Source organism: Pseudomonas sp. 300, from assembly GCF_055803035.1.
On the sequence record NZ_JAVLRV010000002.1, the window covers coordinates 3998309 to 4016377 of the forward strand.

General features: G+C 61.8%; 21 protein-coding genes and 1 pseudogene. 9 read left to right on the plus strand and 13 right to left on the minus strand.

The annotated features are described in order from the left end of the window. Positions 1–15: 15 nt before the first annotated feature. The 5 genes and pseudogenes from Q7W83_RS24905 (at position 16) to Q7W83_RS24925 (ending at position 5744) form a co-directional block, all read left to right on the plus strand. Complete coding sequence (locus Q7W83_RS24905; protein WP_263596747.1) at positions 16–141, plus strand: hypothetical protein; 126 nt, start codon at positions 16–18, stop codon at positions 139–141. 625 nt (positions 142–766) lie between these two features. Next, positions 767–1009 carry an exodeoxyribonuclease VII small subunit gene (locus Q7W83_RS24910; RefSeq protein ID WP_007894317.1) on the plus strand — a complete coding sequence of 81 codons (243 nt, stop codon included), beginning with the start codon at positions 767–769 and terminating at the stop codon, positions 1007–1009. Then, positions 1006–1893, plus strand: a complete 888-nt coding sequence (gene ispA, locus Q7W83_RS24915) for a (2E,6E)-farnesyl diphosphate synthase (RefSeq protein WP_150638453.1) — start codon at positions 1006–1008, stop codon at positions 1891–1893. Before Q7W83_RS24910 ends, ispA begins: the two co-directional genes overlap by 4 nt. A 91-nt stretch (positions 1894–1984) precedes the next feature. Next, positions 1985–3811: pseudogene (dxs, locus tag Q7W83_RS24920) on the plus strand (1-deoxy-D-xylulose-5-phosphate synthase); the annotation flags it as partial. 49 nt (positions 3812–3860) lie between these two features. Continuing rightward, positions 3861–5744: a TonB-dependent receptor domain-containing protein gene (locus tag Q7W83_RS24925; RefSeq protein ID WP_473657502.1), complete on the plus strand. Its 1884-nt coding sequence runs from the start codon at positions 3861–3863 to the stop codon at positions 5742–5744. A 109-nt stretch (positions 5745–5853) separates the two neighbouring features. On the opposite strand, the gene Q7W83_RS24930 is transcribed toward Q7W83_RS24925, so the two are convergent. From Q7W83_RS24930 to nrdR, 12 genes are all read right to left on the minus strand, one after another. After that, complete coding sequence (locus tag Q7W83_RS24930; RefSeq protein ID WP_473657505.1) at positions 5854–6654, minus strand: cobalamin-binding protein; 801 nt, start codon at positions 6652–6654, stop codon at positions 5854–5856. Then, positions 6654–7073: an MFS transporter gene (locus Q7W83_RS24935; RefSeq protein ID WP_150630341.1), complete on the minus strand. Its 420-nt coding sequence runs from the start codon at positions 7071–7073 to the stop codon at positions 6654–6656. Before Q7W83_RS24935 ends, Q7W83_RS24930 begins: the two co-directional genes overlap by 1 nt. Beyond that, a complete protein-coding gene (ribA, locus tag Q7W83_RS24940; protein ID WP_150630340.1) occupies positions 7070–7687 on the minus strand; it encodes a GTP cyclohydrolase II in 618 nt (205 codons plus the stop codon). Before ribA ends, Q7W83_RS24935 begins: the two co-directional genes overlap by 4 nt. Positions 7688–7937: 250 nt before the next feature. After that, positions 7938–8675, minus strand: coding sequence for a substrate-binding periplasmic protein (locus Q7W83_RS24945; RefSeq protein ID WP_150630339.1), 738 nt, complete (start codon positions 8673–8675; stop codon positions 7938–7940). Between the two features lie 24 nt (positions 8676–8699). Beyond that, complete coding sequence (locus tag Q7W83_RS24950) at positions 8700–9203, minus strand: phosphatidylglycerophosphatase A family protein (protein WP_008033735.1); 504 nt, start codon at positions 9201–9203, stop codon at positions 8700–8702. Then, positions 9200–10165 (minus strand): thiamine-phosphate kinase, encoded by a 966-nt coding sequence (thiL, locus tag Q7W83_RS24955; RefSeq protein ID WP_150638465.1) that lies wholly within the window; start codon positions 10163–10165, stop codon positions 9200–9202. The genes Q7W83_RS24950 and thiL overlap by 4 nt, the downstream gene beginning before the upstream one ends. A gap of 18 nt (positions 10166–10183) precedes the next feature. Further along, positions 10184–10684: a transcription antitermination factor NusB gene (nusB, locus tag Q7W83_RS24960; protein WP_150630337.1), complete on the minus strand. Its 501-nt coding sequence runs from the start codon at positions 10682–10684 to the stop codon at positions 10184–10186. Beyond that, entirely contained in the window at positions 10681–11157 is a 477-nt protein-coding gene (gene ribH / locus Q7W83_RS24965) for a 6,7-dimethyl-8-ribityllumazine synthase (protein ID WP_003185938.1), read from the minus strand. The genes nusB and ribH overlap by 4 nt, the downstream gene beginning before the upstream one ends. Positions 11158–11248: 91 nt before the next feature. Then, complete coding sequence (ribBA, locus tag Q7W83_RS24970) at positions 11249–12340, minus strand: bifunctional 3,4-dihydroxy-2-butanone-4-phosphate synthase/GTP cyclohydrolase II (protein WP_150638467.1); 1092 nt, start codon at positions 12338–12340, stop codon at positions 11249–11251. Positions 12341–12356: 16 nt separating this feature from the next. After that, positions 12357–13019, minus strand: coding sequence for a riboflavin synthase (locus Q7W83_RS24975; RefSeq protein WP_150654505.1), 663 nt, complete (start codon positions 13017–13019; stop codon positions 12357–12359). A gap of 45 nt (positions 13020–13064) precedes the next feature. Further along, a complete protein-coding gene (ribD, locus tag Q7W83_RS24980) occupies positions 13065–14198 on the minus strand; it encodes a bifunctional diaminohydroxyphosphoribosylaminopyrimidine deaminase/5-amino-6-(5-phosphoribosylamino)uracil reductase RibD (RefSeq protein ID WP_150630335.1) in 1134 nt (377 codons plus the stop codon). Beyond that, complete coding sequence (nrdR, locus tag Q7W83_RS24985) at positions 14195–14659, minus strand: transcriptional regulator NrdR (protein ID WP_003228656.1); 465 nt, start codon at positions 14657–14659, stop codon at positions 14195–14197. Before nrdR ends, ribD begins: the two co-directional genes overlap by 4 nt. A 128-nt stretch (positions 14660–14787) precedes the next feature. Between nrdR and Q7W83_RS24990 the strand changes: the two genes are divergently transcribed. The 3 genes from Q7W83_RS24990 to trxA all read left to right on the plus strand — a co-directional run bounded on the left by Q7W83_RS24990 (position 14788) and on the right by trxA (position 16976). Continuing rightward, positions 14788–15252 carry a YbaY family lipoprotein gene (locus Q7W83_RS24990; RefSeq protein ID WP_150630334.1) on the plus strand — a complete coding sequence of 155 codons (465 nt, stop codon included), beginning with the start codon at positions 14788–14790 and terminating at the stop codon, positions 15250–15252. Next, positions 15249–15905 (plus strand): class I SAM-dependent methyltransferase, encoded by a 657-nt coding sequence (locus Q7W83_RS24995; protein WP_150630333.1) that lies wholly within the window; start codon positions 15249–15251, stop codon positions 15903–15905. Before Q7W83_RS24990 ends, Q7W83_RS24995 begins: the two co-directional genes overlap by 4 nt. A 198-nt stretch (positions 15906–16103) precedes the next feature. Beyond that, positions 16104–16976: a thioredoxin gene (gene trxA / locus Q7W83_RS25000; RefSeq protein ID WP_084319670.1), complete on the plus strand. Its 873-nt coding sequence runs from the start codon at positions 16104–16106 to the stop codon at positions 16974–16976. Here trxA and Q7W83_RS25005 read toward each other — a convergent pair. After that, positions 16973–17320 carry a hypothetical protein gene (locus tag Q7W83_RS25005; RefSeq protein WP_150638472.1) on the minus strand — a complete coding sequence of 116 codons (348 nt, stop codon included), beginning with the start codon at positions 17318–17320 and terminating at the stop codon, positions 16973–16975. The genes trxA and Q7W83_RS25005 overlap by 4 nt on opposite strands. A gap of 133 nt (positions 17321–17453) precedes the next feature. Here Q7W83_RS25005 and Q7W83_RS25010 point away from each other — a divergent pair, with 133 nt between their 5' ends. Then, complete coding sequence (locus Q7W83_RS25010; RefSeq protein WP_150630330.1) at positions 17454–18038, plus strand: DUF2796 domain-containing protein; 585 nt, start codon at positions 17454–17456, stop codon at positions 18036–18038. The last annotated feature ends 31 nt before the right edge of the window (positions 18039–18069 follow it).

Here is an 18069-nt window from a genome sequence, read left to right on the forward strand (position 1 = left end):
GTGACGCCTCCTGCCATGCATAACGAAACCTTGCGCCTGATCCTCGGCGCGTTACAGATCCAAAAACTGCGTTTCGTCAGAAAGACCCGTGACTATTGGGTCGTAGAAGGCGCGAAGGTTAGCGATTTGGCGGGTTTTTAACAATCGGATACATCTTGATTTGCGGTGGAGATCACGATGATTGTGGGGCGTGAGCCGAATAGCGGCCTTATTCGGCTCACAAAATGAGCCGAATAATCCTGTTCTGCGGAGGTACCCGAAACCCTGTGGGAGCTAGCCTGCTAGCGATGAGCGTCCAGGCACCGCGTTCATTCAGACAGCACGCGTCATCGTTAACGACCATCGCTGGCAAGCCAGCTCCCACAGGGAAATGCGCACACTTGAAGAGCCAGGTCGGCCGGTAGGCCGCCTCGATTGGATTGGCGGTAGCCGCCCCCTCGAGAGGTCGAGTGGAGGTTCTGCGAAGTGGGCAACCCGGCATGGATGGCCGATGGCGGCGGGCCTACGGAGCAGGACCGGAAGGAGGGCATGCCGAGCCTCAGCGAGGCACCGAACGAAAGGGGCAAAAGCGCTTTGGTTACTTTCCGCGGGGCCGCGCAGGCTTTTCGAAAGTGACCCGCCGTAAGGGCGGAACCAATAACCGCCATCACACTAATAACGGATATACACCCACCCAAATCCCCAGCACGCAACGGCCGCTGATTTGCCCATACCCCCCATGTCTGCTAGTGTCGCGCCGGTTTAACGTCAACCGGAAATCGCCGCCATGGCCCGCAAAAAAGCTGCACTGGATTTCGAACAATCCCTCGCCGACCTGCAAACGCTGGTGGAGCGACTGGAGAACGGCGAACTGTCGCTGGAAGACTCGCTGACGGCTTTCGAGCAGGGCATCGGTCTGACCCGCGATTGCCAGGCAGCGCTGGCCCAGGCCGAGCAAAAGGTTCAAGTGCTGCTCGAACGTGATGGAGAGCTGGCCGAGGAACCCTTCGACGCGGATCAGCCAGAATGATTGCAGCGTATTCGGCGACCAGCCAGGCCCGTGTCAACGCGGCACTGGAAACCTTGTTCAACGCACCCAGCCCGGAACTCGCGCGGCTATACGAAGCCATGCGCTACAGCGTGATGAACGGCGGCAAACGCGTGCGTCCACTGCTGGCCTACGCAGCGTGCGAAGCATTGGGCGGCAAGGCCGAGCAAGCCAACGGCGCAGCCTGCGCGGTGGAGCTGATCCACGCTTACTCGCTGGTGCACGACGATCTGCCGGCGATGGACGACGACGATCTGCGTCGCGGCCAGCCGACCACCCATAAAAAATTCGACGAAGCCTGCGCGATTCTCGCCGGTGACGGTTTGCAGAGCCTGGCCTTCAGCGCCCTGCTCGACCCGCGCCTGAGTTCGTCAGACGCTGAAATCCGCCTGCAAATGGTCAGCGCACTGGCGTTGGCGGCGGGCCCGGCCGGCATGGTCGGCGGTCAAGCCATCGACCTCGGTTCGGTCGGCCTGAAACTCGATCAAAAAGCCCTCGAAACCATGCACCGGCACAAAACCGGCGCGCTGATCGAGGTCAGCGTCAAACTCGGCGCCCTCGCCAGCGGCCGTGCCGAGAAAGACGAACTGAAGTCCTTGCAGACCTATGCACAGGCCATCGGCCTGGCCTTCCAGGTGCAGGACGACATTCTCGACGTCGAAAGCGATACCGAAACCCTCGGCAAACGCCAGGGCGCCGACATCGCGCGCGACAAGCCGACCTACCCGGCCCTGCTCGGCCTTGATGCGGCCAAAGCCTACGCGCTGGAATTGCGCGATCAGGCCCTGCACGCGCTGCGACCGTTTGACGCGGCCGCCGAGCCGTTGCGTGATTTGGCCCGTTATATCGTCGAACGCCGCAGCTGACAGCGTATCGGCCAAAAAAGAGCAACGCGTGGGCAGGGGCCGATGCATCAGGTAAACTGCCGCCTCTTCTATACCTATAACGATTCGCCTGATGCCCACGACGTTTCATGAGATTCCCCGCAAGCGCCCGACCACGCCCCTGCTCGACCGTGCCAACACGCCGGACGGCCTGCGCCGGTTAGGCGAAGCCGAGCTGGAAACCCTGGCCGATGAGTTGCGCCTGGAATTGCTCTACACGGTCGGTCAGACCGGCGGGCATTTCGGTGCCGGCCTGGGCGTCATCGAGCTGACCATCGCGTTGCATTACGTCTTCGACACCCCGGACGACCGGCTGGTGTGGGACGTGGGTCATCAGGCTTATCCGCACAAAATCCTCACCGGCCGCCGCGAGCGCATGGCCACGCTGCGCCAGAAGGACGGCGTCGCCGCGTTCCCGCGTCGTTCCGAGAGCGAGTACGACACCTTTGGCGTCGGCCACTCCAGCACCTCGATCAGCGCCGCGCTGGGCATGGCCATTGCCGCCCGCCTGCAGAACAGCGATCGCAAGGCGATTGCGGTGATCGGTGACGGTGCGTTGACCGCGGGCATGGCCTTCGAGGCGTTGAACCACGCGCCGGAAGTGAACGCCAACATGCTGGTGATCCTCAACGACAACGACATGTCGATCTCGCGCAACGTCGGTGGCTTGTCGAATTACCTGGCGAAAATCCTTTCCAGCCGCACCTACGCAAGCATGCGCGAAGGCAGCAAAAAGGTCCTGTCGCGCCTGCCCGGCGCCTGGGAAATTGCCCGCCGCACCGAAGAATACGCCAAAGGCATGCTGGTTCCCGGCACGCTGTTCGAAGAGCTGGGCTGGAACTACATCGGCCCGATCGATGGCCACGACCTGCCGACCCTGATCGCCACCCTGCGCAACATGCGCGATCTGAAAGGCCCGCAGTTCCTGCACATCGTCACCAAGAAAGGCAAAGGCTTCGCCCCGGCGGAAGTCGACCCGATCGGCTACCACGCGATCACCAAACTCGAACCGCTGGACGCTCCGGCCGCTGCGCCGAAGAAAGCCGGCGGGCCGAAGTACTCCGCCGTGTTCGGCGAATGGCTGTGCGACATGGCCGCGAGCGATCCGCGCTTGGTGGGCATCACCCCGGCGATGAAAGAAGGCTCCGACCTGGTGGCCTTCAGCGAGCGTTTCCCGCTGCGCTATTTCGACGTGGCGATTGCCGAGCAACACGCCGTCACCTTCGCCGCGGGTATGGCCTGCGAAGGCGCGAAACCGGTGGTGGCGATCTATTCGACGTTCCTGCAACGCGGCTACGATCAGCTTGTTCACGATGTGGCGGTGCAAAACCTCGATGTCTTGTTCGCCATCGACCGCGCCGGCCTGGTCGGCGAAGACGGCCCGACCCACGCGGGCAGTTTCGACCTGTCATTCCTGCGCTGCATCCCCGGCATGCTGGTGATGACCCCGAGCGACGAAAACGAACTGCGCAAAATGCTCACCACCGGCCACCTGTACAACGGCCCGGCGGCGGTGCGCTATCCGCGCGGCACCGGCCCGAACGCAACCATCGAGAAAGACCTGCAACCGATCGAGATCGGCAAAGGCGTGGTCCGCCGCCAGGGCAGCAAAGTCGCCCTGCTGGTGTTTGGCGTGCAACTGGCCGAGGCGTTGAAAGTCGCCGAAACGCTGGATGCCACCGTGGTCGACATGCGTTTCGTCAAACCGCTGGATGAAGCACTGGTTCGCGAAATCGCCGGCAGCCATGAGTTGCTGGTGACCATCGAAGAAAACGCGATCATGGGCGGTGCCGGTGGCGCGGTCAGCGAATTCCTCGCCCGCGAGAACATCCTCAAGTCGATGCTGCACCTGGGCTTGCCGGATGTTTACGTCGAACACGCCAAGCCTGCACAAATGTTGCTATGCCCTTCAAAACTTTTGTTCGCTTTAAAGCGTCAACGGACTGCCCATGAAACTCTCCCCCCTCGCCCTGACGCTGACACTTCTGCCGTCCGGCCCACTGCTGGCCGACACTTTCGAACGCGACCAGGCCCTGAAGCTGCCCGACGTGCTGATCAGCGCCAACCGCCAGGTCGAAGCCCGCAACGACAGCAGCGCCGCCAACACCGTATTCACCCGCGAGGACATCGACCGCCTGCAACCAAGCAGCGTCACTGACTTGCTGCGTCGGGTGCCCGGTGTGCAAGTCGGGCAAACCGGCGGGCGCGGTAGTCTTCCGGGGATTTACATTCGGGGGACGAAGTCGGCGCAGAGCCTGGTGCTGGTGGACGGTCAACGCATCGGCAACTCGACCTCCGGCGACAGTAACCTGCAACACATCAACATCGAGCAGGTCGAGCGCGTGGAAGTGCTGCGCGGCTCCCGTTCGGTGATTTACGGCAGCGACGCGATTGGCGGGGTGATCCAGATTTTCACCCGCCGTGGCGCCGAACAAGGCCTGCAACCGCGTCTGCATATGGGATTTGGCAGCAATCAGACGTGGGAGCGCAGCCTCGGATTATCCGGTGGCGATGAGAAAACCCGCTTCAACCTGGGCGCCAGCCTCGATGAAACGGCCGGGATCAATCGCACCCATCAGTCGTACCCGAGCGATGGCGATCACGATGAATATCGCAACCAGTCGTTGAGCCTGAGCCTGAGTCACGCCCTCACCGATGACGTCGAAATCGGCGCCAACGTGCTGGATAACCGCGGCAAAAGCGAGATCGACAATCCGTTCGGGCGCTACGACGAAATGACAAAAACGTCCTACCAACAGCGGCCATACAGTGATTTCACCGTGAGCGGCGTCAGCAGTTACGTCGATGCGCGCATCAACGACCTGTGGAAAACCCGCGTCGAATTCGGCCACAGCGAGAACCGCGAGAAGTCCTTCGACAAGCTCAGTGACGAACGCAGCGTGTTCAACACGTATCGCGACTCAGTGAACTGGCAGAACGACCTGACGCTGAACGAGCGCAACAGCCTGATCCTCGGCGGCGACTGGTACGAAGACCGAATCAACAGCAGCACAGCGTTCGACGAGGACAGCCGCTGGAACCGCGCAGCGTTTATCCAGCATCGCTATCAGGCAGACAGCTTCTCCACGGAACTGGGCCTGCGCCGCGACCAGAACCAGCAGTTCGGCAGCCAAAATAGCTGGAGCGGCACGTTCACCCTGCCGTTGAACCCGGACAACGATGTGCTGCTGACCTACAGCGAAGGCTTTCGCGCACCGACGTTCAATGACTTGTATTACCCGGGTTTCAGCAATCCTGACCTGAAGCCTGAAACCTCGAAAAGTTACGAGCTGCAATGGCGCAGCCAGCTGACCGATACCAGCCGCCTCGAAGCGTCGCTGTATCGCACCGACCTCAAGGACGCGATTATCGTCGGCAGCAACGACCGCCCGCAGAACATCGCCTCGGCACGGATCAACGGGTTTGAAGCAGCGTTGAAGCAAGAACTGTTCGGCTGGCAGAGCAATCTTGGCGTGGCGATCATCGACCCACAGGATCGTGCCAGTGGCCATACGTTGGCGCGGCGTGCACGGCGGACATTGAGTCTGGATCTGGATCGACAGTTTGATCGGCTGGGCCTCGGCGCCAGTTGGCAAGCGGTGAGCAGCAGTTACGACGATGAGAACAATCAGCAGCCGTTAGGCGGGTATGCGCTGCTGGCTTTGCGCAGCAGTTGGGCGCTGAATCACGAAATCAAGCTTGAGTTGAAGGTCGACAACCTGTTGGACAAGGGTTACAGCCGGGCGCTGTACAGCCACGATGACAGTCAGTTCGGGTATCGCGAGGAAGGTCGGGCGTGGATGTTTGGGGTGACCTGGACACCAGAGCTTTGATCTGAAGTTTGCTGTGTCAGGGCCGGCCTCATCGCGGGCAAGCCCGCTCCCACAGGTTAAGTGTGATCCCTGTGGGAGCGGGCTTGCCCGCGATGTATGCACCTCGGTCTCAGCGGTCGGGCGCGATGACTTGGCACAACTTGGCCGTCGCCTCAATCATCTGCCCACTCGGCCGCTCCAGCCCTTTATCCGTCACCAACCGCAATCGGCCCTGCGCCACCGCCGTCACTTGCGGCCAGGCCTTCCAAGCCTCCAGCTGCGCCTGATCGCTGGCCAGAATCACCTCGGGATTGCGCTGCAACACCGCCTCCACGCTGACTTGCGGCGCCGGCAATGCCAGGTCGGCAAACACATTGCGCGCGCCGCACACGTCCAGAGCATCGCTGATGATCTGCCCGCCGCCGACGGTGTACAGCGGACGATCCCAGACTTGGTAAAACACCCGCAACGGTTCGTCCCGTCGATAGCGCTGGCGCAGTGCATCGAGGCGCTGACGCAGATCGCTGGCCAGTGACACGCCACGCTCGGGCCGGCCGAGCTGCGCGGCAATCGCTTCGATTTGCGCGGTCAGTTGTTCAAGGTTGTGCGGATCGGCGACGTAGGTGGGGATGTTCAGGCGCTTGAGTTGTTCACGCTGGGCCGGGCCGACGCTGCCGGGCCAGAGCAGCAGCAAATCGGGTTTCAGGCTGAGCAGCCGCTCCATATCCAACTGACCGTAGCGGCCAACGGATGGAAGGTCCTTGAGTTCAGCAGGACGATCGCCGGCATCCAGAACACCGACCAGAAGATCAGCTGAACCCAGCTCAACGACGATTTCAGAGACCGACGGCGCGAGGCTGACGACGCGCTCGACCGCAACAGCCGAAGCGTTGACGAGCAGCAGCAAAACCGCCAGCCCGATGCGGCGCATCAGCCGAGTTGACGGGGGATACGGTAGAGGTAGAACAGCACCGTGGTCGACAGCGCCAGGAGCACCAACGGTACGGCTTCAAGCCCCACGAAGACGGCCAACGCACCGATCCAGGCGGGCAAACCAGCGGCGAGAAACGCAGTACGGCGCTTGGCAGCCAAGACAATCCAGGCGGCGGGCTCTTCAGGGGTATCGAAGGCTTTCTGGGTGGCGATCAGTGCGTGTTTATAGCCACCGAAAAACTTCAGGCTGACAAACATCGAGGCCACACCGGCGATGAACATCGGCATCGCCAGCACCGGCAGGATCGCCTCGCCCTGGCCGAAAACGCCGTTGATCACAAACAGTGGCAACAAGGCCAGCGCCAGGTATTGCCACCAACTGACGGACAGTCGCCGCCGAACTTGACCGCGGGTCACGCCCGGTCAACCTCACCCTGATGCTCGTTGCCCATCATGTGGTCGAGCTTGCTGGCCTTGGTGGCCAGGTAGAGTTTGTTGTGCGGATTGTGGCCGGTGTGCAACGGCACGCGCTCGGCGACAACGATGCCCATGTCGGTCAGGGCTTTGACCTTGCGCGGGTTGTTGGTCATCAAGCGCAGGGATTTCACGCCCAGGTGTTCGAGCATCGGCAGGCACATGGCGTAGTCGCGCTGGTCCGCGGCGAAGCCCAGACGCTCGTTGGCTTCAACGGTGTCGGCGCCGCCGTCCTGCAATTCATAGGCGCGGATCTTGTTCAGCAAGCCAATGCCGCGGCCTTCCTGACGCAGGTACAGCAACACGCCACGGCCTTCACGGGCGATGGCCTGCAAGGCGGCCTCAAGTTGTGAGCCGCAGTCGCAGCGCTGGCTGAACAAGGCATCGCCAGTCAGGCATTCGGAGTGCAAGCGGCCGAGTACCGGGGCACCGTCGCCGAACTCACCGAGGCTCAGCACAACGTGTTCGCGCCCGTTTTCTTCATCGAGAAAGCCGTGCATGGTGAATTGCGCAAAAGGCGTTGGCAGCTTGGAAGCGGCGACAAAAACGACAGGCACCGGTGTGCTCCTGATCAATAAGTACTGGAGATTCGCAGACGCGGCATTGTAACAGCAGGTTCCTACAGACGCTTAGGCTGAATTATGGAGCATAACGATCTAAAAGTTTGATCCCCGCCCTGTTCCAGCCCCTGTGGGAGCGAGCTTGCTCGCGATAGCGATGTGTCAGTCGACATCAATGGTGAATGAGCGTCCGCTATCGCGAGCAAGCTCGCTCCCACAGGAATCATCACGCACGCAGGATCTTTGTTCAGTTCGAATCAAACGGATACGGCTGCTTCCAGCGTTCGAAAATCGGTTTCAACCGGCCGTTCTTGACCAGCACCTCCATTCGCTGGTCGAACAGCGCCATCAATTTTCGCGCCGTGGGCGTATTGGCAAAGCACAGGTACAGCGGCAATTCCGCGATGTGCGTGCGCCGGAACTGGGACGGATCCTTGGCCCGGCGGACCACATAATCAATTTCGGTCAGCGCATCAATGTAGTAGTCGGCGCGGTTATGGGTCAGCATCGACAGAATGCCGGTGCGCCGAACAACTTCGTTATAGCGGCTGACGTTGGGCAGGTAATTCTGGAAATCGTAGCCGCGGACCCAGGCCAGTCGATAATTGCCCAGGGTTTCCGGGGTCGGCGCCGGGTTACTGGCCAGCCCCAGGGCATAGATGTGATCGGTGTCGTAATTCCAGCGCGGATACAGCAGGTCGCTGATTTCGTCGCGATAGCCGCCCACACAGGCGTCCACTTCGCCCCGCTGGGCCAGGCCGATGGCGCGAATGTAGGGTTCGGCGCGGATGTCCAGTTTGACGCCTGCCGGCTCGAATACTTCGCGCAATACATCCCAACCCAGGCCGTGGCCATCGGCGGCGGTGTAGTCTTCCCAGTCTTCGCTGGCCAGATGGATCACCGATGGCGTGGTCACTGCCTCCCCCGCCAGGGCGAGCGAAGCAAACAGGGCGAAACCCGTCACAACCAACCAGCGTCGAGCCATCCTAGTCTCCTGCTCCGCCACTCATCAGGCGAAAATCCATACCAGCCCCTGCATCGCCAACCACGCGAACACCCCGGCCAATACGTCGTCGAGCATGATCCCGACGCCGCCGTGCACGTGCCGGTCGATCCAGTGAATCGGCCACGGCTTGAGAATGTCGAAGAAGCGGAACACCAGAAAACCCGCGAGCAACCAGTACCAGCCTTCCGGCACCAGCCAGAGAGTGATCCACATCCCGACCATTTCGTCCCAGACGATGCCTTCGTGGTCGTGCACGCGCAAATCGTCGGCCACTTTGCCGCACAGCCAGAAGCCGAACAGCATGGTGATGCCCAGCATCAGCCAGTAACCCCAGTCGGGCAGCATCTGCCACAACGGAATAAAGGGTAGCGCAACCAAGGAACCCCAGGTGCCCGGTGCCTTTGGCAAGGTGCCCGAACCGAAGCCGAACGCCAGGAAATGCCATGGATTGCGCCAGACCGACGGCGGTACAAATTCCGCCGGAACCTGTTTGGGATGATCTGTCACGGTGTCTCCCGAAAATGTTGATAGCCCCGGGTTTGCGGGGTGATGTCTTGTCCGGCAGCATCCAACAGCACGACGCCCTGTCCCGCCACCACACGCCCGACCACATGGATCGGCCAGCCATCTGCCATCAGTTGTGGCAACTCGACGGACGGTAAGGTGAAGGCCAGGACGTAGTCGTCTCCGCCGCTCAGGGCGGCGTGTTCGGCACCCGGTTGACCGAGGAAGGCCACTAAAGCCTTCGACAGCGGCAATCGGTCCCGTTCAACCTGAAGGCCGACCTTCGACGCGAGCGCGATGTGCCCGCAGTCGGCGAGCAGGCCGTCGGAGATGTCCAGCGCCGAAGTCGCCTTGCCGCGCAATGCCTGGCCCAATGCGAGTTGCGGTTGCGGCGACCAGTAATGCGCCAACAGCGGATCGGCGATGGCGGCGTCGGCAGTTCGCTGACCGAGCACCAGCGGCAAGGCACCGGCGGCGTTGCCCAGTTCACCGCCGACACAAAGCAACTCGCCTGGCTGCGCGCCACTGCGGGTCAGCGCCAAACCGCCCGGCACACGCCCGAACACCGTCATGGTCAGGCTCAACGGCCCACGGGTGGTATCGCCGCCCACCAGTGCCACACCGCAGCGCTGCGCCATGAGGGTCAATCCACGGGCATACGCTTGCAGCCAGTCGGCGGTCGCCGAAGGCAAGGTCAGGGCAAGGGTAAAGGCAACGGGGGTGGCGCCCATGGCAGCCAGATCGCTGACGGCCACGGCCAGCGAACGCTGACCGAGCAGAAACGGGTCGCAAGGGTCTGCGAAATGCACACCGGCCACGAGCGTGTCGGTGGAAATCGCCAACTGCTCCCCGGGAGGAACAGCCAGCAAGGCGCAGTCATCGCCGATCCCGAGGGCAACGCCTTCGCCGCCTTGCGCACAGGGCGCGGCGGCGAAGAAATTGCGAATCAGCTCAAACTCACCCATCGCAGTTTCAAGCGCGGGTTAGCGCTTGAACGCCTTCACTTCAGCTTCACGCAGACGCGGGGCCAGCTTGTCGAGTACACCGTTGACGAATTTGTGGCCGTCGGTGGAACCGAAGACTTTCGCCAGCTCGATACCTTCGTTGATCACAACGCGGTACGGCACGTCGACGCGCTCGAGCAGTTCCCAGGTGGACAGGCGCAATACTGCCAGTTCAACCGGGTCCAGCTCTTCGATGGTCAGGTCCAGGCACGGCTTGAGAGCCGCGTCGATCTTGTCCATCTGCGCGGGAACCCCGTGGAGGATTTCACGGAAGTAGGCGCCATCGACATCGCTGAAATCGTTATCGACCCGGAACTGCGCTTCGATCTCGTTCAGCGACTGCTTGGCCATGTGCCATTGGTACAGCGCCTGGGTCGCGAGCTGACGGGCTTCGCGACGCTTGACGCTTTTCGATGGCTTGCCGGCATCCGCAGGCTTTGGATCGCGCGGGTTGAAACGATCGCTTTCGTCGCTAATCACTTGGCCTCCAACTGCGCCAGCAGGCTGACCATTTCCAGGGCGGACAGGGCAGCTTCGGCACCTTTGTTACCGGCCTTGGTGCCGGAACGTTCGATGGCTTGCTCGATGGAGTCAACGGTCAGGACGCCGAAAGCGACCGGTACGCCGAATTCCATGGACACCTGGGCCAGGCCCTTGGTGCATTCGCCCGCCACGTATTCGAAGTGCGGCGTACCGCCACGAATGACCGCGCCCAGGGCGATGATTGCCGCGTACTCGCCCTTCTGAGCGACTTTCTGCGCAACCAGCGGGATTTCGAAGGCGCCAGGCGCGCGGATGATGGTGATGTCGCTTTCGCTCACGCCATGGCGAACCAGGGCATCAACTGCACCGCTGACCAGGCTTTCAACGACGAAGCTGTTGAAACGGCCTACTACCAAAGCGTAGCGGCCTTTAGGGGCGATGAAGGTACCTTCGATGGTCTTCAGGGTCATTCGTTAGTTCTCTTAAAGAGCCGGGACGCGTCTTCTACGCGTCCCTCAGTGATATTTGAACCGCGAATACAGGGCCGGTAACAACCGGTCATTATTCGGAGGGCACGTATTCTACAACTTCCAGATCGAAACCGGATATCGCATTAAATTTCATGGGTGCAGACATCAGGCGCATTTTGCGCACGCCCAGGTCCCGAAGAATCTGCGAACCGGCACCGACGATGCTGTAGGTGGTCGGTTTTTTCGCCGGTGCGTGCTCCGCGGTTTCACGGATGTGTGCCAGCAATACGTCGCCATCGAGCGGGTGACCGAGCAACAGCACCACGCCGCTGCCCGCCTCGGCAACCGCAGCCATGGCGGCACGCAGGCTCCAGCGGCCCGGCTGCTTGACCATCAACAGGTCGCGCAGCGGGTCCATGTTGTGCACGCGAACCAGGGTCGGCTCTTCGGCGCAGACGTTGCCCAGGGTCAGGGCCATGTGCACGTCGCCTTCCACGGAATCACGATAGGTCACCAGGTTGAATTGGCCCAGTTCGCTGTCCAGCGGCTGTTCGGCAATCCGCTGAACGGTACGTTCGTGGATCATCCGGTAGTGAATCAGGTCGGCGATGGTGCCGATCTTGATGTTGTGCTCGGCGGCGAAGGTTTCCAGTTCGGCGCGACGGGACATGGTGCCGTCGTCGTTCATCACTTCGCAGATCACGCCGCTCGGCTCGAAACCGGCCATGCGCGCGAGGTCGCAGGCAGCTTCAGTGTGGCCGGCGCGGGCCAGGGTGCCGCCGGCCTGGGCCATCAGCGGGAAGATGTGGCCAGGGCTGACGATGTCTTCAGCCTTGGCGTCTTTCGCGGCGGCGGCCTGCACGGTGCGCGCGCGGTCGGCGGCGGAGATGCCGGTGGTCACACCAGTCGCCGCTTCGATCGATACGGTGAACTTGGTGCCGAAACCGGAACCGTTGCGCGGCGCCATCAGCGGCAGCTTCAGCAGTTCGCAGCGCTCGCGGCTCATCGGCATGCAGATCAGGCCACGGGCATGCTTGGCCATGAAGTTGATGTGCTCAGGCTGGCAGCACTCGGCGGCCATGATCAGGTCGCCTTCGTTCTCGCGGTCTTCGTCATCCATGAGGATGACCATCTTGCCTTGGCGGATGTCTTCAACCAGTTCTTCGATGCTATTGAGCGCCACAAGGCACCCCCTTGAGTCAGGATTTGAGGTAGCCGTTGGCGGCCAGAAAGCTTTCAGTGATGTTTCCAGAAGCAGGCTCTGCGGCCTTGTCGCCTAGAAGCAGGCGCTCCAGATAACGGGCAAGCAAGTCGACTTCAAGGTTCACCCGGCGACCTGGCTGGTACGACGCCATGATGGTTTCGCTCAGGGTGTGCGGAATGATCGTCAGCAGGAACTCGGCGCCATCGACCGCGTTCACGGTCAGGCTGGTGCCGTCGACGGTGATCGAGCCTTTATGGGCGATGTACTTCGCGAGTTCCTTCGGTGCACGGATGCGGAATTCCACGGCGCGTGCGTTCTCGGTGCGGGCAACCACTTCGCCCACGCCATCGACGTGACCGCTGACCAGATGCCCGCCGAGGCGAGTGGTCGGGGTCAGGGCTTTTTCCAGGTTGACCGGGCTGCCGCTTTTCAGGTCGTTCATGGCGGTGCAGTCGAGGGTTTCGCGACTGACGTCAGCCGCAAAGCCATTGCCCGGCAATTCAACGGCCGTCAGGCACACGCCGTTGACCGCGATGCTATCGCCCAGTTTGACGTCGCTCAGATCGAGCTTGCCGGTTTCTACGTGTACCCGCACATCTCCGCCTTTTGGGGTCAATGCACGAATACTGCCGATGGATTCGATGATGCCGGTAAACATGGAGTCCTCCTCGAGAACAGGGCCGTCGCGTGGCGCAGGCCGGAATTATACGCTCGCCGCTGGCGCAGGAATGGCAATGACTCGCCAGTCATCGCCAACCGCACGGATTTCAGTGATTTTCAGCTCGGGCGCGTCTTTCATCTGCGCCAGCGGCCAGTCCAGCAACGGCCGGGCCGAAGAGCCGAGAAACTTGCCAGCGATAAAGATCTGGAATTCATCCACCAGACCTTGCTGGGCAAATGCCCCCGCCAGACGCGGCCCGGCCTCGACCAGCACTTCATTGACGCCACGATTGGCCAGTTCGACCAGCAACTTGCGCAGGTCGACCAAACCATCGTCGCCGGCCACGATCAGGCATTCCGGACCGTTGGCGTATTGCTCTTCGATCGCCATGCAGGTCGCGACCAGCGCCGGGCCGGCCTTGAAGAACGGCGCATCGAGCGGCACGCGCAGGCGGCCGTCAATCAGCACACGCAGCGGCGGACGGCTCATGGCCAACGCGGTTTGCTCGGCGTCCAGACCTAATTCGTCGGCGCGAACGGTCAAACGAGCGTTGTCGGCCAGCACCGTGTCGGCGCCGGTCAGGACCACGCTGGCCTGGGCGCGCAGGCGCTGTACCGCCGAGCGTGCGGCCGGGCCGGTGATCCATTGGCTTTCGCCGCTGTCCATCGCCGTGCGACCGTCGAGGCTCATGGCCAACTTGACCCGCACGAACGGCAAGCCATGCTCCATGCGCTTGAGGAAGCCTTGATTGAGCTTGCGCGCCTCGCCTTCCAGCACACCGCTTTCGATCGCGATGCCGGCCTGAGCCAGACGCTGCATGCCGCGACCGGCCACCGACGGGTTCGGGTCCTGCATCGCCGCAACCACGCGAGCGACGCCCGCGTTCACCAGTGCATCGGCACAGGGCGGCGTGTGGCCGTGGTGGCTGCACGGCTCGAGGGTCACGTAAGCGGTGGCGCCTCGGGCTTTGTCGCCCGCAGCGCGCAGGGCGTGGACTTCGGCGTGGGGTTCGCCGGTGCGCTCGTGCCAGCCTTCGCCGACAATTTGCCCGTCCTTCACGATCACGCAGCCAACCCGCGGGTTGGGGTGGGTCGTGTAATAGCCTTTGCGCGCCAGTTCCAGGGCGCGGGCCATGTAATGGGCGTCGAGGATGGCAAGCTCTGTGGCAGTGGTCATTCTTTCACCGGCTCACGGGCCAGGCGATCGATCTCTTCGCGGAACTCGTTGAGGTCCTGGAAGCGCCGATACACGGAGGCGAAACGAATGTAGGCGACTTCGTCGAGCTTTTGCAGCTCGGCCATCACCAGTTCACCGACCACGAGGGACTTGACCTCGCGCTCGCCGGTGGCTCGCAGTTTGTGTTTGATGTGCACCAGCGACGATTCGAGGCGTTCGACACTCACCGGGCGCTTCTCCAGCGCACGTTGCATGCCGGCGCGGAGTTTTTCTTCGTCGAACGGCTGGCGGCTGCCGTCGGTTTTGATCAGGCGCGGCAACACCAGTTCAGCGGTTTCGAACGTCGTGAAACGTTCGCCGCAGGCCAGGCATTCGCGCCGGCGGCGCACCTGTTCGCCCTCGGCGACCAGACGCGAGTCGATGACCTTGGTGTCGTTGGCACCGCAGAAGGGACAGTGCATGGTGGCAGGCAACAAAAAAAGGGAGGGCCATGGTAGCGCATCCCGGTGGCAAGACAAGCCATAGGGTTTGCGGTATACAGACTGGCTATAGAGAACGATCCATGGATTTCACCTTGCTGGAGCCGCAAATGTCCCTCAGACCGCTCGTATTGCTCAGCCTTTTCAGCCTGTTGGTGGCCTGCAGCAGCGATGCACCCAAGCCCCAGCCGCCGACGCCAGGGCCAGCCCCACAGGCGGCGCAGAAGAAAGCCAAAGAGTCCGCCAACCTCGGCCCGCTCCCCGCGTATCAACGGGAACTGAGCGGCACCCTGCAAGGCGTACCGGCCGGTGCGGAAGTCGAGCTGGCCCTGCTGGTAATCGACGACAAGGACCGCCCGCAACAACTGCTCGCCAGTTCCAGCCTGATCGGCACCAATCAAGCGCTGCCGTTTCACCTGCGTTTCAACCCGGAATCGTTTCCGGCCGGTGTCCGCGTGGAACTGCGGGGCCGCGCCAGCCAGTCCGGCCAGCTGATTTTGCACCTGCCGTCGCAAGTCATCACACAGGCAACGACCCAGGCCTTGGGTCAGCTGCAATTCGTCAAAGCGCCATGATTGCACCGTTCGACCTGCAACAGGCCTTGGGCGAGTTGCTCGGTGATGCACAGCTTGTCCCGGTCGCATTGCCCGATACCGCCCTGAAACTCTGGCTGATCGACGGCGACAACATGGACCGCGCCTTCAGCCCGGAAGAAACCCGGCGGATTCTGCATGAACCGCCGTACTGGAGTTTTTGCTGGGCCAGCGGGTTGTCGATGGCCCGCTATCTCGCCAAATTCCCCGAGTGGGTCAAAGGCAAGCGCGTACTGGATTTTGGTGCCGGTTCCGGAGTCGCGGGGATTGCCGCCGTGAAAGCCGGGGCGCTGGAGGTGGTGGCCTGTGACCTGGACCCGCTGGCGATTGCCGCGTGTCGGGCGAATGCCGAACTCAATGAAGTGGAACTGAGCTACTCGACGGACTTTTTCGCCGAGGCGGACCGGTTTGATCTGATCCTGGTCGCCGACGTGTTGTATGACCGGGCGAACCTGCCGCTGCTCGACGAGTTTTTGAGCCGTGGCCAGGAGGCGCTGGTGGCGGATTCACGGGTGCGGGATTTTCGTCATCCGTTGTATCAACGCATCGAAATGCTCGAAGCGATGACCTTGCCGGACCTGGCCGAGCCTGAAGAGTTTCGGCATGTGAGCCTGTACCACGCGCGGCGCGGCTAAAAGCATCGCGGGCAAGCCCGCTCCCACAAGGGATTCGGGCCTGGCGCTAAATCCGTGTTCCACACAAAACCACTGTGGGAGCGGGCTTGCCCGCGAAAGCGTCCTGTCAGACGACACACTTCTCAAAGACCACCCCGCTTCCGGCCACACCCCACCAAGTCGTATAGTTGCCCCATTCACGCTTTTACGAGATCCCCCATGAGTCAGGAAACGCCGTACATCTTCGACGCCACGACTGCCGATTTCGACCAGTCGGTAATCGAGAACTCTTTCCACAAACCGGTGCTGGTGGATTTCTGGGCCGAATGGTGTGCGCCCTGCAAAGTGCTGATGCCGATGCTGCAGACCATTGCCGAGAGCTATCAGGGCGAATTGCTGCTGGCCAAGGTCAACTGCGACCTCGAACAGGACATCGTTGCCCGCTTCGGCATTCGCAGCCTGCCGACCGTGGTGTTGTTCAAGGATGGCCAGCCAGTGGACGGTTTTGCCGGTGCGCAACCGGAATCCGCCGTCCGCGCCATGCTGGAGCCTCACGTACAAATGCCGCCACCGGCGGCGGCCGACCCTTTCGAGCAGGCTCAGGCGCTGTTTGACGAAAGTCGTTTCGCCGACGCAGAAGCGATTCTCAAAGTGCTGCTGGGCGAAGACAACACCAACGCCAAAGCGCTGATTCTGTATGCCCGTTGCCTGACTGAACGGGGCGAGCTGGGTGAAGCGCAAACCGTGCTCGACGCGGTCAAAAGCGATGAACACAAGGCGGCGTTGGCCGGCGCAAAAGCGCAGATCCAGTTTCTCGGCCAGGCCAAGGACCTGCCGGATGCCGCGGACCTGAAGGCGCGTCTGGCGAAGAACCCGCAGGACGATGAGGCGGTGTATCAACTGGCGATCCAGCAACTGGCCCGTCAGCAGTACGACGCGGCGCTGGATGCATTGCTCAAGCTGTTCATCCGCAACCGCAGCTACAGCGAAGGCTTGCCGCACAAGACCTTGCTGCAAGTGTTCGAATTGCTGGGCAATGATCATCCGTTGGTGACCACGTACCGTCGCAAGTTGTTTGCTGCGCTGTACTAAGCCGGGTTGATCCAGCTATAGAGCGGCGTATCCCCGCCGCTCGACACTTTCACCTGCGCGCTATGGCGCAACCGCACCAACAGGCGTTTGCCCGACGATGGGCTGCCCGTCAGTCCTTCCAGTTGCTCAAGCAAATCAGGCCCGCTCAATTGTCCGGCCTTGCGCAGCAAATCCTTTGCGATCTGCCACTGCGCATCGTCCTGATTGACCGGTTTCGACGGCGCCACGCTGGCTTCAGGCTTGATCACCTGCAACTGCGCGCCGAGCTTCGCCCAGTCACCGTCGTCCATCTCCAGGGTCAAATCCACCGGCCAGTCGCCGATGCTTCCGCGTATTCGCAACATAAGTCTGCTCCTGCACATTTCTGACCCACATGCTCCCATGGGACTTGTGCAACGCCAAGCGGACGGTCAAACTCTCCGCACTTACGTTATAAGATTACATAACAATTTATTCATTTACCTTCGGAGACCCGCCATGCGTCGTCTGCTGCTCGCTTTGCCGTTTGCCCTGTTGCCGCTGGCCCTCGCTCACGCCGCTGATGAACATGATCACGACCATGAACACGGCAGCCTTGGCGCCCATGAACATGGTGTCGGACGCCTGAACGCAGCGCTGGACGGTCAGACCCTCGAACTTGAGCTGGAAAGCCCGGCGATGAACCTGGTGGGTTTCGAACACGCCGCCACCACCGACGCCGACAAAGCCAAAGTCGCCGCCGCCCGTGCGCAACTTGAAAAGCCGCTGACCCTGTTCAACCTGCCGAAAGCAGCGGGTTGTGTGGTCGCGACTCAGGAACTGGAAAGCCCGCTGTTCGGTGACAAGCCGGATGCCGATGATGATCATGACGACGATGCCAAAGACGAGCATCACCACGACCACAGCGAAATCCACGCTCACTACCAGTTCACCTGCGCGACGCCGGGCGCACTGAAAACCCTGGATCTGGCAAACCTTTTCAACACGTTCCCGGCGACCCAGAAAATTCAGGTACAACTGATCAGCCCGAGCGGGCAGCAAGGGGTAGAAGTGACGGCCAAGGCGGCTGCCCTGAAATTTTGAATCCACTCGAAGAACCCTGTGGGAGCGAGCT

Bases quoted from the DNA above. Each gene is read 5' to 3' on its own strand.
- Q7W83_RS24905 (WP_263596747.1), top strand. From the start codon at position 16: ATGCATAACGAAACCTTGCGCCTGATCCTCGGCGCGTTACAGATCCAA.
- Q7W83_RS24910 (WP_007894317.1), top strand. From the start codon at position 767: ATGGCCCGCAAAAAAGCTGCACTGGATTTCGAACAATCCCTCGCCGAC.
- ispA (WP_150638453.1), top strand. From the start codon at position 1,006: ATGATTGCAGCGTATTCGGCGACCAGCCAGGCCCGTGTCAACGCGGCA.
- Q7W83_RS24925 (WP_473657502.1), top strand. From the start codon at position 3,861: ATGAAACTCTCCCCCCTCGCCCTGACGCTGACACTTCTGCCGTCCGGC.
- Q7W83_RS24930 (WP_473657505.1), bottom strand. From the start codon at position 6,654: ATGCGCCGCATCGGGCTGGCGGTTTTGCTGCTGCTCGTCAACGCTTCG.
- Q7W83_RS24945 (WP_150630339.1), bottom strand. From the start codon at position 8,675: ATGGCTCGACGCTGGTTGGTTGTGACGGGTTTCGCCCTGTTTGCTTCG.
- thiL (WP_150638465.1), bottom strand. From the start codon at position 10,165: ATGGGTGAGTTTGAGCTGATTCGCAATTTCTTCGCCGCCGCGCCCTGT.
- ribH (WP_003185938.1), bottom strand. From the start codon at position 11,157: ATGACCCTGAAGACCATCGAAGGTACCTTCATCGCCCCTAAAGGCCGC.
- Q7W83_RS24975 (WP_150654505.1), bottom strand. From the start codon at position 13,019: ATGTTTACCGGCATCATCGAATCCATCGGCAGTATTCGTGCATTGACC.
- ribD (WP_150630335.1), bottom strand. From the start codon at position 14,198: ATGACCACTGCCACAGAGCTTGCCATCCTCGACGCCCATTACATGGCC.
- nrdR (WP_003228656.1), bottom strand. From the start codon at position 14,659: ATGCACTGTCCCTTCTGCGGTGCCAACGACACCAAGGTCATCGACTCG.
- Q7W83_RS24990 (WP_150630334.1), top strand. From the start codon at position 14,788: ATGTCCCTCAGACCGCTCGTATTGCTCAGCCTTTTCAGCCTGTTGGTG.
- Q7W83_RS24995 (WP_150630333.1), top strand. From the start codon at position 15,249: ATGATTGCACCGTTCGACCTGCAACAGGCCTTGGGCGAGTTGCTCGGT.
- trxA (WP_084319670.1), top strand. From the start codon at position 16,104: ATGAGTCAGGAAACGCCGTACATCTTCGACGCCACGACTGCCGATTTC.
- Q7W83_RS25005 (WP_150638472.1), bottom strand. From the start codon at position 17,320: ATGTTGCGAATACGCGGAAGCATCGGCGACTGGCCGGTGGATTTGACC.
- Q7W83_RS25010 (WP_150630330.1), top strand. From the start codon at position 17,454: ATGCGTCGTCTGCTGCTCGCTTTGCCGTTTGCCCTGTTGCCGCTGGCC.